Raw genomic sequence first — 16,804 nt, 5'->3', positions numbered from 1 at the left:
CCTCGCTCTTCCGAGGGCGGAGGGTGCGGTGGTGCGACTGTGACGGACGGGTTCAGGCCAGCGCCGGCTCGGCGCTCTCACCCGCCAGCTTCATCAGTTCCTGGGCGATGTGCGCGTCGCGCTCGGCGCGCAGCTGAGCGACTTCCTGCTCCAGCCGGCGCACCTTGGCCCGCAGGACGGCGTTCTCCTCGACTACTCGGAGCTCCGCGGGTGCGACGACGTGACCGAACAGGGCCTTGGCCATGACTGGGGCGGCCTTTCCGCAGCGTGAAGACGGTCCCTGCGCCCCGGGAAGCGGTCGGCGCGGGAGTGGTGACTCCAGGGTGACAGGGCAGGACACGCAGGTCAACGCCCAGAATGCCTACTCACCGTGTCGTCGTGGTGTCACGTTTGTCACAGCACCGTGAAGCCGGAACTCCCCCGCACGGGCTCGCGCCGGACGTCGACGCGGGCCGGGCTGCCGGGCGCGCGCGGGCCGTCGAGCTGCGCGATCACGCCGCGCACCGTGTCGTCGGGACCCTCCAGGACCACCTCGACCCGCCCGTCGGGCAGGTTGGTCGCCGAGCCGGTCAGCCCGGCCTCCGCGGCCAGCCCGCGCACGAAGTAGCGGTAGCCCACGCCCTGCACGTGGCCGGAGACGACGGCGACCGCGCGGACGTCGGTCACCGGCGCGCGGCACGGGGCCGGGGCTGGCACCGCGGGCAGCTGTAGCTCGACCGGTTCATGAACGCCTCGCGCCGGATCGGTGTGCCGCAGCGCGGGCACGGGCGGTCGGCCTGCCCGTACACGGCCAGGAAGCGGGAGAAGTACCCGCTCTGCCCGTTGACGTCGACGTACAGGGAGTCGAACGACGTCCCGCCCTGGGCCAGGGCCTCGCCGAGCACGTCGCGGACGCCCTCGAGCAGGGCGGCCACCTGGGGGCGGGTCAGCTTGTCGGTGGGCCGGGCGCCGTGCAGCTGGGCGCGCCACAGCGCCTCGTCGGCGTAGATGTTGCCCACGCCGCCGATCAGCGTCTGGTCGAGCAGCGCGCGCTTGACCTCGGTGTGCCGGCGGCGCAGCCTCTCGCTGAACCCGGCCTCGTCGAACGACGGGTCCAGCGGGTCGATCGCGATGTGCGCCAGCCGCGCCGGGATCGTCTCGCCGTCGGACTCCTCCACCGCCAGCCCGCCGAACGTGCGCTGGTCGACGAAGCGCAGCTCGCGGCCGCCGTCGGTGAAGGTGAACCGGGCGCGCAGGTGGGTCTCGTCGGGCTGCGAGGGCTTCTCGACCAGCAGCTGCCCGCTCATGCCGAGGTGGCCGACGAGCGCGCGCCCGCTGGGCGTGCCGTCGGGCTCGGCCAGCGGGAGCCACAGGTACTTGCCGCGGCGGTGCGCCGCGGTCAGGGTGCGGCCGGTGAGCGCGGCCACGAAGTGGCCGGTGCCCTCCAGGTGCCGGCGGACGGCGCGCGGGTGGCGCACCTCGACGGTGGCCACGGTGCGCCCGGCGACCCACTGCTCCAGCCCGCGACGGACGACCTCGACCTCGGGCAGCTCGGGCACGGGATCAGCCCTCCGCGGAGATGGCCCGCCACGCGGCCTCGGCGGCCTCCTGCTCGGCGGCCTTCTTGGTGCGGCCGGAGCCCGTGCCGTACACGGTGCCGGCGAGGAGCACGGCGGCGGTGAACGTCTTGGCGTGGTCGGGTCCGTCGTCCTCGACGAGGTAGCTGGGCGGGCCGAGCCCGCGGGCGGCGCCGAGCTCCTGGAGGCTGGTCTTCCAGTCCAGGCCGGCGCCACGGGTGGCCGCCTGCACCAGCAGCGGGTCGAACAGCCGGTGCACGATGGCGCCCGCGGTGTCCAGGCCGCGGCCGAGGTGGATCGCGCCGATCAGCGCCTCGAGGGCGTCGGCGAGGATCGAGTCCTTCTCCCGGCCGCCGGTGGTCTCCTCGCCGCGGCCCAGCAGCAGGTGCGGGCCGATGCCGCCGTCGCCGAGCGAGCGCGCGACGCGGGCCAGGGAGGTCATGTTCACCACCGAGGCGCGCAGCTTGGCCAGCTGTCCCTCGGGCAGGTCGGGCTGGCTGCGGTACAGCTCGTCGGTGACCACCAGGCCCAGCACCGAGTCGCCGAGGAACTCCAGGCGCTCGTTGGTGGGCAGGCCGCCGTGCTCGTAGGCGTAGGACCGGTGGGTCAGCGCCAACGCGAGCAGGCCGCCGGGCAGCACGACCCCGAGGGCGTCGTGCAGCCAGGCGGCCGCGCGGTCGGCGTGCTCCCGCCCGGCCGGTGAGGTGCCGGCGTCGGCACCCGCGGGCGCGGACGGCTCGACGACGGGGCTCCCCACGGCGGGCGGGTTCAGCGGATCAGACCGACAGGACCTGACGGCCGGCGTACTGGCCGCAGTTCGGGCAGGCCACGTGCGGGGGCTTGAGCTCGCCGCAGGCCCGGTTCGGGCACGGGGTGAGGGACGGCGCGGAGGCCTTCCACTGCGAGCGCCGGGCGCGGGTGTTGGCGCGGGACATCTTCCGCTTCGGGACGGCCACGTCAGTTCTCCTCTGGGTTGTCCTCGCCGGGGGTGCCCGACGGGGAGGCGAATCGGTCGGCGAGCCCCGCCCAGCGGGGGTCGACGACCTCGTGCGAGTGGTCGGGGGGCAGCTCGTCGAGCCGCTGGCCGCAGTCGACGCACAGCCCCCGGCAGTCCTCGGAGCAGACCGGGGAGAGCGGCAGGGACAGCACGACGAGGTCGCGCACCATGGGCTCGAGGTCGATGCGGTCGTGCTCGACGAGGCGGACCTCGTCCTCCTCGCTCGTCTCCTCGGTCGTGGAGCCCTCGTAGGCGAACAGCTCCTGGACGTCGAGCTCGAGGGTGTCCTCGACCGGCTCGAGGCAGCGCGCGCAGGAACCGACGACCGGGACGTCGAGCTCGCCCGAGACCAGCACGCCCTCCATGACCGACTCGAGGCGCAGCCGCAGCTGGACCTCGGCGCCCTCGGGGACGCCGATCAGCTCGACCTTCCAGCCCTCCGGGGCGGGCAGCGTCTTCTCGAAGCGCAGCAGCGACCCGGCCCGGCGGCCGAGCTCGCGCAGCTCGACGACCCAGGGGTTGCCTGCGGGGCGCCGGGCGTCGGGGGACGCGGCGCCTGTGCGGTGCGGAACAGGGGCAGGCATGTCGGTACTCGCGGTCGGGATCGGGGAGGTCGGCCGGCCGGGCGGGGTGCCGCCGGCGCTCGGACCGGTCTACGAGACTACCTGACCGCGACGCATCGGAGCGGCCGCCCTCCAGGGGCCCTCCGTCAGTGCCGGAGGCTGCCCCGGGCCGCCTCGACCGAGCGGAGCATCCGCTCCAGGGTGCCCCCGAAGTCGGCCAGCCGGGTGTCGACGTACTCGTCGACCTCGGTGCGCATGCGGGTGACCTCGGCGACGGTCTGGGCGCCGAGCTCGTCGGCGCGGGCGACCGCGGTGCGGTAGACCTCGGTCTCGGTGACCAGCCGGTCGTGCTCGGCCTCGGCCGCGGCGATCATCTGCTCCTGCTGCTCGCGGGCCTGCCGCAGCAGCGCCTCCGCGGCGGCGCGCGCCTCCGCGACGATCCGCTCGGCCTCGGCGTCGGCCCGGGCCAGGACGTCCTCGGCCTCCGCCTGGGCCTCGGCGATCAGCTCGTCGCGCGACCGGCGGGCCATGCCCAGGACCTCGTCGCGGGTCTGCTCGGCGGAGGCGATCATCTCCTCGCTGTCGAGCCGCGTGCGCTCGGTCAGCCGCTCGGCCTCGGCCTGGGCCTGCTCGAGGATCTCGGTGCGCTGCTCGACGATCCGCCCGGCCCGCTGGACCTCGGCCGGCAGCGTCTCGCGCAGGTCGTCGAGCAGGTCGAGGAGATGGTCGCGGGGCACCATGCAGGAGCCCGACATGGGCACGCTGCGGGCGTTCTCGATGACCGTGGTCAGCTCGTCGACGGTCTCGTACAGCCGGTACACGACCTCGGTCGAGTGGCTCCTGGTCACGCCTCACCCCTGCCGGTGCGGTGCTGCACGAGGCGGTCGAGGACCGCCTTGGGCACGAGGCTGGAGACGTCGCCGCCGAACTGCGCGATCTGCTTGACCAGGCTCGAGGACAGGTGGCCCACCTGCGGGGCCGTGGGCACGAACAGCGTCTCCACGCCGGCGAGCTCACGGTTCATCTGCGCCATCTGCAGCTCGTACTCGAAGTCGCCGACCGCCCGCAGGCCCTTGACGATCACGGGGATGCCGTGGCTGCGGCAGTAGTCGACGAGCAGCCCGCGGAAGCTGTCGACGCGCACGTTGGGCATCTCGGACACCGCGTCCCGGAGCAGCTCCATGCGCTCGTCCACGGTGAACAGCCCCGCCTTGCCCGGGTTGACCAGCACCGCGACGACCAGCTCGTCGTACAGCGCGGCGGCCCGGGCGATGACGTCGACGTGGCCGTTGGTGACCGGGTCGAACGATCCGGGGCAGACGGCACGCCTCACGGCAAGCGACCGTACCGGAGCAACGCCTCCCCGTAGCGGCGGTCGCGCAGTCCCGTCAAGGGTGTCGGCCACTCCCAGGGCTGCTCGCGGGCCGACCGCTCGACCACGACGACGGCGCCGTCGGCCAGCCAGCCGCCGCCGACCAGCGCGCGGAGCACGCCGAGCACCTCGCCGGCGGGCGTGGCGTACGGCGGATCGGCGAGCACGAGGTCGAAGGCGGCCGGCGCCGGGCCGGTGACGACGGTCGGCACCGAACCGGCGAGGACGCGGGCGCCCGGCAGGCCGACCGCGGCCACGTTCGCCCGGAGCACCGGCAGCACCCGCGGGGCGGACTCGACGAGCACCACCTCGGCCGCGCCGCGGGAGAGCGCCTCGAGGCCCAGCGCCCCCGAGCCGGCGTAGAGGTCGAGGACCCTGGCGCCGTCGAGGTCGAGCAGCGAGCCGAGGGAGTTGAACAGCCCCTCGCGGGCGCGGTCGCCGGTGGGCCGGACGCCGGACGGCGGCACCTTGAGCCGCCGGCCGCCGGCCGCGCCGGCGATCACCCGCGTCATGCCTTCTCCAGCCACTCCGCGCGCTCGTCGGTGGCCAGCGCGGCCACCTCGGCGGCCAGGCCGGGGTGGTCGGCGAGACCGCGGTCGGTGGCGAGCAGGGCGTTCGCCTCGGCCCGGGCGGCGGCGATCAGCTCCTCGTCCTCCAGCAGCGAGAGGAGCCGGACCCCCGACCGGCTGCCGGACTGCGCGGCGCCCAGGATGTCGCCCTCGCGCCGGGTCTCGAGGTCGAGGCGGGCGAGCTCGAAGCCGTCGGAGGTGGCGGCGACCGCGGCCAGCCGCTGCCCGGTGCGCGACGACGTCGGCGCATCGCTGACCAGCAGGCACAGCCCCTGGTGCCGGCCCCGGGCGACGCGGCCGCGCAGCTGGTGCAGCTGGCTCACGCCGAACCGGTCGGCGTCCATGACGACCATCACGGTGGCGTTGGGGACGTCGACGCCGACCTCGACGACGGTGGTGGCGACCAGGACGTCGGTCTCCCCGGCGGCGAAGGCGCGCATCCGGGCGTCCTTCTCCTCGGGCGTGAGCCGGCCGTGCAGCACGTCGAGCCGCAACCCGGCGAGCGGGCCGCTGCGCAGCAGCTCGGCGACGTCCAGCACCGCCAGCGGGGGGCGGCGGTCGCCGCCCTGGCCCTCGTCGTCGGCGGGGGCGCCGTCGTCGGGGTCGGGCTCGTCGGCGTCGGCGCCGTCCTCGCCGATGCGCGGGCAGACGACGTAGGCCTGCCGGCCGGCGGCGACCTCCTCGCGCAGCCGCGCCCAGGCCCGGTCCAGCCACGCCGGCTTCTCGGCGGCCGGCACGACCGAGGAGGCGACGCCGCCGCGGCCGCTGGGCAGCTGCCGCAGGGTGGAGGTCTCCAGGTCGCCGTAGACGGTCATGGCCACGGTGCGCGGGATCGGCGTCGCCGTCATGACCAGCACGTGCGGTGGCCGGCTGCCCTTGGCCCGCAGCGCGTCGCGCTGCTCGACGCCGAAGCGGTGCTGCTCGTCGACGACGACCAGGCCGAGGTCGGCGAAGTCGACGCCCTCCTGCAGCAGCGCGTGGGTGCCGATCACGATGCCCGCGCTGCCGTCGGCGACCGCGGCCCGGGCCTCGCGGCGGGCGGCGGCCTTCTGCGAGCCGGTGAGGAGCACGACCCGCGTGCCGCCGGGGTCGCCGTCGAGCTCGCCGGCCCGGCCGAGCGGGCCGAGCAGCGCGGAGATGCCGCGGTGGTGCTGGGCGGCGAGCACCTCGGTGGGCGCCAGCAGCGCCGCCTGCCCGCCGGCGTCGACGACCTGCGCCATGGCGCGCAGCGCCACGACGGTCTTGCCGGAGCCGACCTCGCCCTGCAGCAGCCGGTGCATCGGCTGCTCGCGCTCGAGCTCGGTGGCCAGCTCCTCCCCCACGGCCCGCTGGCCGTCGGTGAGCGCGAACGGCAGCGCGGCGTCGACGGCGTCGAGCAGGCCGCCCTGCTTCCGCGGTCGGGCGACGCCCGGCTCCAGGGCCGCGGCGCGGCGGCGGGCGGCGAGGGTGAGCTGCAGGACCAGCGCCTCGTCGAACTTGAGCCGGTGCTCGGCGCGCTCGACGTCCTCCGCCGAGGTGGGGCGGTGGATGTCGAGCATCGCCGCGGCCAGCGGCAGCAGGCCGTGCCGCGCGCGGACGTCCTCGGGCAGCGGGTCGGTGACCAGCGCGCCGAGACCGCCCGGGGAGTCGAGCAGCATCTTGACCGAGCGCTGGATCACCCAGCTCGAGACGTCCTTGGTGGCCGCGTAGATCGGGATGAGCGCCCGCGCCCAGTCCTCGTCGTCGTCGCCGGTGAGCAGGTGGAAGTCCGGGTGGGCGAACTGCTTGGACCGCCGGTACTCCCCCACCGTGCCCGCGAACAGCCCCCAGTCGCCCGGCTTGAGCTGCCCGTGCCGGCGGTTGAAGAAGACCAGCTGCATGGAGTTCGCGCCGTCGCTGACGGTGACCTCGGTCATCGACCCGGGCCGGTTGCGCATCCTGCGGCTGTTCACCGTCTTCACCTGCGCCAGCACGGTGACCCGGTCGCCGACCTGGAGGTCCTCGAGCCGGGCGAGCTCCCCGCGGCGGGCGTACCGGCGCGGGTAGTGCCGCAGTAGGTCGCGCACCGTGCGCAGCTCCAGCGAGGACTCCATCGCCTCCGCCGTCTTCGGCCCGAGGACCTTCGACAGCGGGGTGTCCATGGTGATGCCGACCTTCACTCGACCCCCACGAGCAGCGGGACACCGGCCGGGGCGCCGTCGTAGCGGGCCACCTCGACGGTCGGGTGCACCGAGGCGAGGTGGGCGCAGACGGCGTCGCCGAGCGCCTGGTCCGGTCCGACGACGACGGTCGCCAGCTCGCCGCCGGCCGAGAGCAGCCGGTCCAGCAGCTCGCAGGCGACCGCGGGCAGCTCCGCCCCGACCACCACGACGTCGCCCTCGGCCGAGCCGAGCGCGTCGCCGGGCCGGCAGCGGCCGGCGGAGGTGAGCGCCTCCTGCTCGGCGACGGTCACCTCGGCCCACCGGGTGGCCGCGGCGGCCTCGGCCATGGCGATGACGTCGTCGCCGAAGCGGCGCCCCGGGTCGGCGACGGCGACGGCGGCCAACCCCTGCACCGGTGAGCGGGTGGGGACGACGGCGACGTCGCGGCCCTCCTCGCGGGCGCGCGCGGCGGCGCGGGAGGCCGCCGGGGTGAGGGCGGCGTCGTTGGGCAGGACGACGACGTCGGCGGCGGTGCAGCCGAGCACCTCGGTGAGGACGTCGTCCTCGGTGACGCCGTCGGGACCGCAGGTGAGCACCCGCACGCCCTCGGCGGAGAACAGCTCGGCCAGGCCGGGGCTGGGGACGATCGCGACGACGGCCCGGCTGCCCGGCACCGGCGCCGGCGGCCGCACCGGGGCGAGCGGGGTGACCGAGATCCGGTAGGGGCGGCCGGCCTCGATGCCCGCCTCGATGGCGGCCCCGACGTCGGCCACGTGCACGTGCACGTTCCACTCCCGGCCGGTGGGGGTGTCGACGCCGACCACCACCAGGCTGTCGCCGAGCGCCGCGAGCCGCTCGTGCAGCCGCGCCACGGCCTCCTCGTCGGCGCCGGCGAGCAGGTACTGCACCTCGCTGCCGGAGCCGGCCGGCGGCTGGTGCGGCGGGTCGTCGTGGGCGTGCGCGTGCGGGTGCGCCCGGCGGGCCAGCGGCGGACGGGCCGGCTCCACGCCGGTGACGGTGGTGACCAGGGCGTCGAGGACCAGGCACAGGCCGGCGCCGCCGGCGTCGACCACGCCGGCGTCGCGCAGCACGTCGAGCTGGTCGGTGGTGGCCTCGAGGGCCGCGCGGGCGCCGTCGGCGGCGGCCCGGACGACGTCGGCGAGCCCGGTGCGGCCCTCGTCCACGGCCGCCACCGCGGCCCGCGCCCCGCCGCGGGCGACGGTGAGGAAGGTGCCCTCCTCGGGATCGGCGACCGCGGTGTAGGCGGTGTCGGCGGCCTTCTGCAGGGCGAGGGCGAGCGTGGGCCCGTCGGCCGGTCCCTGGCCCGCGAGCTGGTCGGCCAGGCCGCGGAACAGCTGGGCGAGGATGGTGCCGGAGTTCCCGCGGGCCCCGAGGACGGCGCCGCGGGCGAGCACCGCCCACCGCGACTCGGGGGCGGGGTCGCCGGCCTCGTCGAGCGCGGCCAGCGCCGCCCGGGCGGTGAGCAGCAGGTTGGTGCCGGTGTCGCCGTCGGGCACGGGGAAGACGTTGAGGTCGTCGAGGCGGGCGCGGGCCTCGTACAGCGCGGCGCAGGCGGCCCGGCACCAGCGGCCGGCCGCCTCCTCGTCGAGCGCCGTCAGCACGGCCGGAGGGTACCCAGGGAGGACGACGGGGCCGCCGGATCGCGGGCGGCGGCGCCCGCTCGGGTGCCTGCGGCGACGTCCCCGGCGCGGAGCGGTTACACTGACCGGCGGACTTCTTCGCGGGCGCTCTCGCGCACCGCTGATCTGCAACGACCTCCTGGGAGTGATCCACCGTGGCTGCCAACTGCGACGTCTGCGGCAAGGGACCCGGTTTCGGCATGTCGGTGTCGCACTCGCACCGCCGCACGCCGCGCCGCTGGAATCCGAACATCCAGTCCGTGCGGGCGCTCGTCGCCCCCGGCAACCGCAAGCGCATCAACGCCTGCACCTCGTGCATCCGCGCGGGCAAGGTCGTCCGCGCCTGACGGAGGACCCGTCGTCCCCGGACGGGGACCGGGCCCGAGGACCCCGGAGGTCGGCGACCTCCGGGGTCCTCCGCGTTCGCGGGGCGGCCGCCGCGGGTCAGCGGGGGGCGATGCCCCGGCCCTGCGCGGCCTGCACGACGAGCTCCACCACCGTCTCCAGGGGCAGGGCGGTGCTGTCGACCACCAGGTGGTAGTGCCGGGCCGAGGCGGGGTCGCACCGGTAGAAGTGGCGCACGTAGGCCTCGCGGGTGCGGTCGGCGGCCTCCATCTCGCGCCGGACCTCCGCCTCCGGGCGGCCCGCGCGCGCCACCGCCGCGGCGAGCCGCCGCTCGGGCGGCCCGTCGAGCCGCACGTGCAGCGCGTCCGGCCGGTCGCCCAGCACCAGCGCGGCCGCCCGGCCGAGCACCACGCCGCCGGCGCCGTCGGCCACCTCGAGCAGCACCTTCTCCGTCTGCTGCCGGTACGCCCGCTCGTCGGGCAGCGACGACGAGGGCACCACGCCGCCCACCGGGTCGGGCATGGTGCCCAGCGAGGCGACCAGCCGCCACAGCCCGCGCACGACCGTCTCGTCGTTGGCCTCCGCCTCGGCCACCGGCACGCCGAGCCGGCCGGCGACCTGGGCGGGGATCGCCCGGTCGTGGAAGGGCAGCCCCAGCCGCTCGGCCACCGCCGGCGCCACCTCGGCGCCCGCGGCCCCGTACGGCGCGGAGATCGTCACGACGCCCACGGCTGCTCCTCCTCGCGCGGGTCGAGCGGCAGCTCCCGGCCGAGGAACACCGCGTCCGGCGCCCCGGCGTACACGCCGTACCCGGGCACCGGGCCGTACCCGGCCCCGGCGTAGAGCGCCAGGGCCTCCGGCTGCCGCTCCCCGGAGTTCAGCACCACCGCGCGGTGCCCGGCGCGGGCGGCGCTGCGCTCCAGCGCCGTCAGCAGCACGCGGGCCAGCCCGAGCCGGCGGAACCCCGGCTCGACGTACATCCGCTTGACCTCGACCACGCCGTCGGCGTGCACGCGCCAGGCGCCGCACCCCGCGGGGACGCCGTCGACCTCCGCCACCAGGAACACCCCGGCGGGCGCCAGGAACTCCGCCGGGTCCACGACGGCCTCGTCCGGCCCGCCGTAGCGCACCGTGTACTCCCGCTGCACCCGGGCGACCAGCTCGCGCGCGACCGGGTCGTCGTAGGGCACCGCCCGCAACCGCACCGGGCGGCCGTCGCGCAGCACCGCCTCGTCAGAAGTGGACATGCCCCGGCGCCTCCGCTCCGGCCGCCCGCGCGGCCTCGGCCGCCGGCTCTCCGCTCACCTGCACCGCCGGATCCTCCCCCGCCGCGTGCACCGCGCCCACGGCCACCCACCCCTCGGGCAGCTCCGCCTCCCCCGGGAAGGTGGCGAGCAGGGCGTGGTCCTCGCCCCCGGTGAGCACCCAGGCCATGGGATCGGCGCCGAGCGCGGCCGCCACCTGCTGCAGCGGGCCGGGCGGCTCGAGACAGGCCCGCACCAGCGCCGCGCGGTCGAGGTCGAGGACGACCCCGCTGGCCCGGGCGATGTGCCCGGCGTCGGCCAGCAGCCCGTCGCTGACGTCGCACATCGCGGTGGCGCCCGCGGCGGCCGCGGCGGGCCCCGCCGCGTACGGCGGCGCCGGCCGGCGGTGCGCGGCCACCGCCGCGAGCGGGCTGCTGAAGCCGCGGCGCAGCACCGCGAGGCCGCAGGCCGACCACCCGAGCCGCCCGGCCAGCGCCACAACGTCCCCCGGCCGCGCGCCCGACCGCAGCACCGGGGCCCGGCCGCCGAGGTCGCCCAGCGCGGTCACCGACAGCACGACGCCGCCGCTGTCGGGCGCGGAGGCCACCGTGTCGCCGCCGACCACGGCCGCGCCCAGCGGCGCGCACTCCTCGGCCAGGCCCGCGGCGACGCCCTCCAGCCAGGCCGTCGGGGTGTCCGGGGGGCAGGCCAGCCCGACCAGCAGCGCCGTCGCCACCCCGCCCATCGCCGCGACGTCGGCGAGGTTGGCCGCGGCGGCCTTGTGCCCGACGTCCTCGGCGGAGGACCAGTCGCGGCGGAAGTGCCGGCCCTCCACGAGGACGTCGGTGGTGGCCACCACACGGCCGTCCGGGGCGCGCAGCACCGCGGCGTCGTCCCCCGGCCCGACCTCGGCGGCGGCGGTGCTGCCCGACCGCGCGACGACGCGGGCGATCACGCCGAACTCCCCCACCACCCGGACGCTGTCGGCCGGATCGGTGCGCGGGACCAGCGGGCGCGGGCGACTCACCGGGTGACCCCCGTCGCTCCCGTAAGGTTGCGCAGCGGCCGGCGCACCGCCGGCCCCGCACCACCGCACGTCGCACGCTCGCTCGCTCGCACCGCCCCATGGCAGCGCTGCCCCAGGAAGGGTCTTCCGTGGTCCACGCCTACATCCTGATCCAGACCGAAGTCGGCAAGGCCGCGCAGGTCGCCTCGACCATCAGCGAGATCGACGGCGTCACCAAGGCCGAGGACGTGACCGGGCCCTACGACGTCATCGTCCGCGCCGAGGCCGAGACCGTCGACGAGCTCGGCCGGCTCGTGGTGGCGCGGGTGCAGTCGGTGGACGGCATCACCCGGACCCTGACCTGCCCGGTCGTCAACCTCTGACGTCCTGAGCACGCTGACCACGCCCGGCACCACCACCTCCCACGAGGACCGGCCGCGGGATCCCTTCCGCCGCCTGGCGCTGATCGCCACCGCCGTCCTCGTGCCGGTGGTGGTCGCCCTGGTGGTGCTGGTCAACGTCCTGGGCGGCCGCGGGTCCGACGACGTCGCGCAGGTCGAGGGCGCCCCCACGCAGCAGCGCGAGGACCTGCCCCCGCTGACCGTCGAGGCGCCCCCGGTGGCCCCCGAGGCCGAGGCCCCCTGCACCTCGCTGCTCGGCGCGCTGCCCCTGGAGCTGGCCGGTGAGCTGTCGCGGCCGGTGCGCTCGGAGTCCCCGTTCGTCTACGCGTGGGGCGAGCCGCCGGTGGTGCTGGCCTGCGGGGTCGACCGGCCTGCCGGGTTCGACGCGACGGCCAGCCTGATCCAGATCAACGCCGTGCAGTGGTTCGTCGACGACTCCGACCCCGACGTCGTCGTCTGGACCGCCGTCGACCGGCCGGTCCACGTGCGGGTGAGCATCCCCAGCTCGATCGACAGCGCGCCGGCCACCGCGCTGAGCACGATCATCGCCGCCACCCTGCCGTTCCAGGAGCCGCAGCCGGCGGGGTAGGTCAGGACGGCGGCAGCCGCTCCAGCTGGGCCGTGAGCACCGCGGCCACCTCGTCGGCCGCGGCGTCGACCGTCCCGGCCACCGCGGTCACCGAGACGCTGAAGACCCCCGACCCGCACCGGGCCAGCACCGCCGGCGCGGGCAGGCCGTCGGCGGGCTCGGTCACGGTGAGCATCCGGCAGCCCTCCGGCAGCCGGGGCGGGTCGGAGTGCAGCACGCCGCCGTACTTCTCGGCGTCGTTGCCGGCCAGGTCCTCGGCGTAGGCCGACGCGCCGTCACGCGTGTCGAACTGGTAGACGAGCACGCTGGTCACCGGCCCGTGCGCGGCGTCGGTGCCCCAGAAGCGCTCCCAGCCGAAGCGGAAGCCGTAGCCGGCCAGCGCCTGCCGCTCGTCGTCCGGGTCACGGGCGTACGCGGCGACGTCGGGCGGCCACTTCTCACCCGCGGGCGGCGAGAGGGCGTCGTCGGGCAGCCGCGGCAGCCCCGAGGGCACCGCGGTCACGACCAGCCGCTCGAGCTCCTCCGGCGCCGCGGGGACGGCGGTCGAGGCCTGCGAGGGCTGCGCGGCGGGCTCCCCGCTGCTCGCCTGCCCGCAGCCGCCCAGCGCGGGGACGGCGCCGACCAGCAGGGCGGCCAGCACCCCGGAGAGCCTGCCCCGGCCGCTCACCCGCTCAGGCCGCGTCGAGGGCGGCGGCGAGGTCGGCGACGAGGTCCGCGGTGTCCTCGATCCCGCAGGAGAACCGCACGAAGCCCGGGGCGACCGCGTCGCCGCCCCACTGCGCCCGGCGGTCGGCGGTGCTGTGCACGCCGCCGAAGCTGGTCGCCGCCGTCCACAGCCGGCTGGCCGCCAGCACCCGCCCCACGGCGTCCTCCGAGGCGAGGGTCGCCGAGACGACGCCGTTGGGCCGCAGCATCTGCCTCGCCGCGAGCGCCGCCGAGGGGTCGCCGGCCCGCCACGGCCAGCGCACCTCCGCGACGGCGGGGTGGGCGGCCAGCAGGTCGGCCACCGCCGCGGCGTTGGCCGCCTGGCGGGCCAGGCGCAGGTCCAGGGTGCTCATCGACCGGTGGCCGAGCCAGGCCTCGAACGGCCCGGGCACCGCCCCGGTCGCGTCCCGCCAGGCCTTCATCCGCGCGTGCAGGTCGTCGTCGGTGGTGCTCACGTGGCCGAGCAGCAGGTCGCTGTGCCCGGTCAGCGCCTTGGTGTCGCTGCCGATGGTGACGTCGGCGCCCAGCTGCAGCGGCCGCTGGCCGAGCGGGGTCGCCGTGGTGTTGTCCACGGCCAGCACCGCACCCGCCGCGCGGGTCGCCGCGGCGACGGCGGCGATGTCGCAGACGTCCAGCTGCGGGTTGCTCGGCGTCTCGAGCAGGACCAGCCGGGCACCCTCGAGGTCCCCGCGGGCGGCCACCTCGCCGATGCCGGTCGTCGGGACGAGGTCGACCCGCACGCCGAAGCGGGCCAGCTCCCCCGAGGCCAGCACCCGGGTGGCGTAGTAGCCGTCGGAGGGCAGGACGACGCGGTCGCCGGCGCCCACGCAGGCCAGCACCGCCGCGCTCACCGCCGCCATGCCCGAGGCGAACGACAGGCAGCGGCCGCCGTCGAGCTCGCCGATGGCGTCCTCGAGCAGGCGCAGGGTGGGGTGCTCGGTGCGGGCGTACGCGTCGGCGCCGCCGGTGCGCGGCGGGACGTCGCCCAGGTGGAAGGGCGCGGCGAAGACCGGCGAGGGCCGCAGCGGCGCGCCCGGGACGCCGGGGGGCTCCCCCGCGCGGACGGCGCGCGTGCCGTCCCCGTACGTGGAAGTCACTCGGGCTTGGCCTCCCGGCTCATGATCTCGCGGACCAGGTTCTCCGGGGACTCGCCCTCGTGGCAGACCCGGACGACGGCCTCGGTGATCGGCACGTCCACCCCGTGGGCACGGGCGAGGTCGAGCACTGAGCGGCAGCTCTTGACGCCCTCCGCAGTCTGCCGCGTGCTGCGCTGCACCTCCTCGACGCTCATCCCCCGCCCCAGCTTCTCCCCGAACGTGCGGTTGCGCGACAGCGGGGAGCTGCAGGTGGCGACGAGGTCGCCGAGGCCGGCCAGGCCCGCGAAGGTCGTGAGCTCCGCGCCCAGCGCGAGCCCCAGCCGGGCGGTCTCGGCCAGGCCGCGGGTGATCAGGGAGGCGCGGGTGTTGTCGCCGAAGCCCAGGCCCTCGGCGATGCCGGCGGCCAGCGCGATGACGTTCTTCACCGCGCCGCCGAGCTCGCAGCCCACCAGGTCGGTGTTCGTGTACGGCCGGAGGTAGCGGGTGCGGCAGGCGGCCTGCAGCGCCGCGGCCCGGCCGGTGTCGGCGCAGGCGATGACGGTCGCGGCCGGCTGCTCCTCGGCGATCTCCCGCGCCAGGTTGGGCCCCGACAGCGCGGCCACCCGGTCGGGTCCGGCGCCGGTCACCTCGCAGATGACCTCGCTCATGCGCTTGGTGGTGCCGAGCTCGATGCCCTTCATCAGCGACAGGAGGCTGGCGTCGGGCGGCAGCAGCGGCGTCCACTCGCCGAGGTTGTCCCGCAGCGTCTGCGAGGGGACGGCGAGGACGACGACGTCGGCGTCGACCAGCGCCTCGCCGGCGTCGGCGGTGGCGCGCACGGCCCCGGGCAGCCGGATGCCCGGCAGGTAGTCGCGGTTCTCGCCGTCCTCGGTGATCGCCTTGGCGAGGTCGGGTCGGCGGGCGAACAGCGCGACGTCGCACCCGGCGTCGGCGAGCACCTTGGCGAACGTCGTCCCCCACGAGCCCGCGCCCAGCACCGCGGCGCGCGTCACGCCGCGCTCCCCGAGACGTCACCGGGCAGCTCCCGCCGCGGGCGGGGGTGGAAGGCGGTGGGCGGGGTCTCGCCGCGCAGCTCGCCGAGCAGGTCGCGCACACGGGACATGATCAGGTCGGTGGTCTCGCGCAGCAGGTCGGGCGTAAGGTCACGCCCGGCGGCGACCTCGGCGCGCAGCGCGGTGAGGTCCACCGGCTCGCCGACGAGGTAGTCGGCCGGGGCACGCAGCCGCAGGTGCCACTTCTTCGCGTGGTAGTCGTGCTGCGCCTGCGGTCCCCACTGGGCCACCGGGACGACGACGGCGTCGGTGGTCAGCGCCAGCCGGGCGACGCCGGTGCGTGCCTCCATCGGCCACCAGTCGGGATCGCGGGTGACCGACCCCTCCGGGTAGATCACGATGACGTTGCCGGCGGCGAGGTCGGCCTGCGCCGCCGAGACCGAACCGCGGGCCTCGCTGGTGAAGCGGGCCACCGGGATCTGGCCGGCGTGCCGCAGGATCACGCCGGCGATCCCCTTGAACAGCGACTCCTTGGCCAGGAAGTGCGGGATCCGTCCGCTGTCGAACACCAGCCGCGCGCAGGCCAGCGGGTCGAGGATCGAGACGTGGTTGGCGACCACCAGCACCGGGCCGGTCGGCGGGATCCGCTCGGCGTGCCGGTAGCGCAGCCGGAACAGCAGCGAGGCGAACGGGTGGACGACGGCGATGCAGATCGCCAGGCCGACCGGGATCGGCCCGCGGGTCCGCCACTTCGCAGGCCGCGTCTCCTCCGTCACCGGACACACCTCCTCGGCTGTGATCCCGACCATGATCGCCCCTGCCGCGCCGGAGCACCGCAGGCGGGGTCCCCGCGCCGCCCGCCGGACCGGCCGGTCGCGGTGTGGTGACATGGTCGTCCGTGAGCACCGCGTCTGCGACGACCTGGTCGGTGGTGGTACCGGCGAAGCTGCTGGCGCGGGCGAAGACCCGGCTGCGCCCGCTCACCGAGCGGCTCGGCGGCAGCACCCACACCGACCTGGTGCTCGCCCTGCTCGCCGACACCGTGGCCGCCGCGCTGGACTGCCCGCGGGTGGGCCGGGTCCTCGTGGTCACCGACGACCCGGCGGCGGCCGAGACGGTGCGCGCGCTGGGCGCGGCCACCGTGCCGGACGAGCCGGACCGGGGGCTGAACCCCGCGCTGGAGCACGGCGCGCGGGCCACCGGCAGCGATGCCGTCGCGGCCCTCTCCTCCGACGTGCCCGCGCTGCGCCCGGGAGAGCTCGCGGCCGCCCTCGACGCGGCCGCGGGGTCGCCGCGCTGCTTCGTCGCCGACGCGGAGGGCACGGGCACGACCCTGCTCACCGCCGTCGGCACGCCGCTGGACCCGCGCTTCGGCGCCGGCTCGGCGCGGGCGCACGCGGCCAGCGGCGCCCGGCGGCTCGTCGGCGACTGGCCCGGTCTGGCCCTCGACGTCGACACCGCCGACGCGCTGCGGGCCGCCCTGCGCCTCGGCGCCGGCCCGGTCACCACCGAGTTCGCCCGGCGCACCGGCCTGTTCGGCACGGCGTCCTGAGCCACCGGCACGGCGTCCTGAGCCACCGGCACGGCGTCCTGAGCCACCGGCACGGC

General features: G+C 76.6%; 22 protein-coding genes. 4 read left to right on the top strand and 18 right to left on the bottom strand.

Going from position 1 to position 16,804, the window contains the following annotated elements; translation table 11 throughout:
• Positions 1-52 precede the first annotated feature (52 nt).
• The 11 genes from ACI78S_RS12210 to ACI78S_RS12160 all read right to left on the bottom strand — a co-directional run bounded on the left by ACI78S_RS12210 (position 53) and on the right by ACI78S_RS12160 (position 8,799).
• Positions 53-244, bottom strand: a complete 192-nt coding sequence (locus ACI78S_RS12210) for a hypothetical protein (protein ID WP_456973555.1) — start codon at positions 242-244, stop codon at positions 53-55.
• Between the two features lie 149 nt (positions 245-393).
• Positions 394-666 (bottom strand): acylphosphatase, encoded by a 273-nt coding sequence (locus ACI78S_RS12205; protein ID WP_456973553.1) that lies wholly within the window; start codon positions 664-666, stop codon positions 394-396.
• A complete protein-coding gene (gene mutM, locus ACI78S_RS12200) occupies positions 663-1,538 on the bottom strand; it encodes a bifunctional DNA-formamidopyrimidine glycosylase/DNA-(apurinic or apyrimidinic site) lyase (protein ID WP_456973551.1) in 876 nt (291 codons plus the stop codon). The genes ACI78S_RS12205 and mutM overlap by 4 nt, the downstream gene beginning before the upstream one ends.
• 4 nt (positions 1,539-1,542) lie before the next feature.
• Positions 1,543-2,313: a ribonuclease III gene (gene rnc, locus ACI78S_RS12195; protein ID WP_456973549.1), complete on the bottom strand. Its 771-nt coding sequence runs from the start codon at positions 2,311-2,313 to the stop codon at positions 1,543-1,545.
• Positions 2,314-2,332: 19 nt separating this feature from the next.
• Complete coding sequence (rpmF, locus tag ACI78S_RS12190; RefSeq protein ID WP_456973547.1) at positions 2,333-2,512, bottom strand: 50S ribosomal protein L32; 180 nt, start codon at positions 2,510-2,512, stop codon at positions 2,333-2,335.
• A gap of 1 nt (position 2,513) precedes the next feature.
• Entirely contained in the window at positions 2,514-3,137 is a 624-nt protein-coding gene (locus ACI78S_RS12185) for a YceD family protein (RefSeq protein WP_456973545.1), read from the bottom strand.
• A gap of 125 nt (positions 3,138-3,262) precedes the next feature.
• Complete coding sequence (locus ACI78S_RS12180) at positions 3,263-3,964, bottom strand: hypothetical protein (protein WP_456973543.1); 702 nt, start codon at positions 3,962-3,964, stop codon at positions 3,263-3,265.
• On the bottom strand, positions 3,961-4,449 hold the full coding sequence (gene coaD, locus ACI78S_RS12175) for a pantetheine-phosphate adenylyltransferase (protein WP_456973541.1): 489 nt from the start codon (positions 4,447-4,449) through the stop codon (positions 3,961-3,963). Before coaD ends, ACI78S_RS12180 begins: the two co-directional genes overlap by 4 nt.
• Positions 4,446-5,000 carry a 16S rRNA (guanine(966)-N(2))-methyltransferase RsmD gene (gene rsmD / locus ACI78S_RS12170; protein WP_456973539.1) on the bottom strand — a complete coding sequence of 185 codons (555 nt, stop codon included), beginning with the start codon at positions 4,998-5,000 and terminating at the stop codon, positions 4,446-4,448. Before rsmD ends, coaD begins: the two co-directional genes overlap by 4 nt.
• Positions 4,997-7,195 (bottom strand): ATP-dependent DNA helicase RecG, encoded by a 2,199-nt coding sequence (gene recG / locus ACI78S_RS12165; protein WP_456973537.1) that lies wholly within the window; start codon positions 7,193-7,195, stop codon positions 4,997-4,999. The genes rsmD and recG overlap by 4 nt, the downstream gene beginning before the upstream one ends.
• Positions 7,192-8,799, bottom strand: coding sequence for a DAK2 domain-containing protein (locus ACI78S_RS12160; RefSeq protein WP_456973535.1), 1,608 nt, complete (start codon positions 8,797-8,799; stop codon positions 7,192-7,194). The genes recG and ACI78S_RS12160 overlap by 4 nt, the downstream gene beginning before the upstream one ends.
• Before the next feature lie 173 nt (positions 8,800-8,972).
• Between ACI78S_RS12160 and rpmB the strand changes: the two genes are divergently transcribed.
• Positions 8,973-9,164, top strand: coding sequence for a 50S ribosomal protein L28 (gene rpmB / locus ACI78S_RS12155; RefSeq protein WP_456973533.1), 192 nt, complete (start codon positions 8,973-8,975; stop codon positions 9,162-9,164).
• Positions 9,165-9,261: 97 nt separating this feature from the next.
• Here rpmB and ACI78S_RS12150 read toward each other — a convergent pair whose 3' ends face one another.
• From ACI78S_RS12150 to ACI78S_RS12140, 3 genes are read right to left on the bottom strand one after another with little or no spacing between them, the layout of a single operon-like run.
• Complete coding sequence (locus ACI78S_RS12150; RefSeq protein ID WP_456973531.1) at positions 9,262-9,891, bottom strand: cytidylate kinase-like family protein; 630 nt, start codon at positions 9,889-9,891, stop codon at positions 9,262-9,264.
• Positions 9,879-10,409 carry a GNAT family N-acetyltransferase gene (locus ACI78S_RS12145; protein ID WP_456973529.1) on the bottom strand — a complete coding sequence of 177 codons (531 nt, stop codon included), beginning with the start codon at positions 10,407-10,409 and terminating at the stop codon, positions 9,879-9,881. Before ACI78S_RS12145 ends, ACI78S_RS12150 begins: the two co-directional genes overlap by 13 nt.
• On the bottom strand, positions 10,396-11,433 hold the full coding sequence (locus tag ACI78S_RS12140; protein ID WP_456973527.1) for a thiamine-phosphate kinase: 1,038 nt from the start codon (positions 11,431-11,433) through the stop codon (positions 10,396-10,398). Before ACI78S_RS12140 ends, ACI78S_RS12145 begins: the two co-directional genes overlap by 14 nt.
• Before the next feature lie 128 nt (positions 11,434-11,561).
• Between ACI78S_RS12140 and ACI78S_RS12135 the strand changes: the two genes are divergently transcribed.
• The gene (locus tag ACI78S_RS12135) at positions 11,562-11,795 is read left to right on the top strand and encodes an Lrp/AsnC ligand binding domain-containing protein (protein ID WP_179715053.1); all 234 of its coding nucleotides are present in this window, start codon (positions 11,562-11,564) and stop codon (positions 11,793-11,795) included.
• Positions 11,796-11,895: 100 nt separating this feature from the next.
• Positions 11,896-12,402 (top strand): DUF3515 domain-containing protein, encoded by a 507-nt coding sequence (locus ACI78S_RS12130; RefSeq protein WP_456973525.1) that lies wholly within the window; start codon positions 11,896-11,898, stop codon positions 12,400-12,402.
• Between the two features lies 1 nt (position 12,403).
• Here ACI78S_RS12130 and ACI78S_RS12125 read toward each other — a convergent pair whose 3' ends face one another.
• Genes ACI78S_RS12125 through ACI78S_RS12110 form a run of 4 tightly spaced genes read right to left on the bottom strand, consistent with a single transcriptional unit; the run spans position 12,404 to position 15,972 of the window.
• Complete coding sequence (locus ACI78S_RS12125; RefSeq protein WP_456973523.1) at positions 12,404-13,069, bottom strand: DUF7373 family lipoprotein; 666 nt, start codon at positions 13,067-13,069, stop codon at positions 12,404-12,406.
• Between the two features lie 4 nt (positions 13,070-13,073).
• Complete coding sequence (locus tag ACI78S_RS12120; RefSeq protein WP_456973521.1) at positions 13,074-14,204, bottom strand: cystathionine gamma-lyase; 1,131 nt, start codon at positions 14,202-14,204, stop codon at positions 13,074-13,076.
• Positions 14,201-15,196 carry an NAD(P)H-dependent glycerol-3-phosphate dehydrogenase gene (locus tag ACI78S_RS12115; protein WP_456973519.1) on the bottom strand — a complete coding sequence of 332 codons (996 nt, stop codon included), beginning with the start codon at positions 15,194-15,196 and terminating at the stop codon, positions 14,201-14,203. Before ACI78S_RS12115 ends, ACI78S_RS12120 begins: the two co-directional genes overlap by 4 nt.
• Positions 15,193-15,972, bottom strand: a complete 780-nt coding sequence (locus ACI78S_RS12110; RefSeq protein ID WP_456973517.1) for a lysophospholipid acyltransferase family protein — start codon at positions 15,970-15,972, stop codon at positions 15,193-15,195. The genes ACI78S_RS12115 and ACI78S_RS12110 overlap by 4 nt, the downstream gene beginning before the upstream one ends.
• 122 nt (positions 15,973-16,094) lie before the next feature.
• Here ACI78S_RS12110 and cofC point away from each other — a divergent pair, with 122 nt between their 5' ends.
• Positions 16,095-16,748 (top strand): 2-phospho-L-lactate guanylyltransferase, encoded by a 654-nt coding sequence (cofC, locus tag ACI78S_RS12105; protein WP_456973515.1) that lies wholly within the window; start codon positions 16,095-16,097, stop codon positions 16,746-16,748.
• Positions 16,749-16,804 lie beyond the last annotated feature (56 nt).

It is taken from the genome of Geodermatophilus sp. SYSU D00815 (assembly GCF_054050035.1).
The sequence above is the reverse complement of the archived record's forward strand: the minus strand, read 5'-3'. Positions and strand labels throughout refer to the sequence as shown.

Coding starts and splice junctions, on each gene's coding strand:
- ACI78S_RS12210 (WP_456973555.1), bottom strand. CDS start 244: ATGGCCAAGGCCCTGTTCGGTCACGTCGTCGCACCCGCGGAGCTCCGA.
- ACI78S_RS12185 (WP_456973545.1), bottom strand. CDS start 3,137: ATGCCTGCCCCTGTTCCGCACCGCACAGGCGCCGCGTCCCCCGACGCC.
- rsmD (WP_456973539.1), bottom strand. CDS start 5,000: ATGACGCGGGTGATCGCCGGCGCGGCCGGCGGCCGGCGGCTCAAGGTG.
- ACI78S_RS12145 (WP_456973529.1), bottom strand. CDS start 10,409: ATGTCCACTTCTGACGAGGCGGTGCTGCGCGACGGCCGCCCGGTGCGG.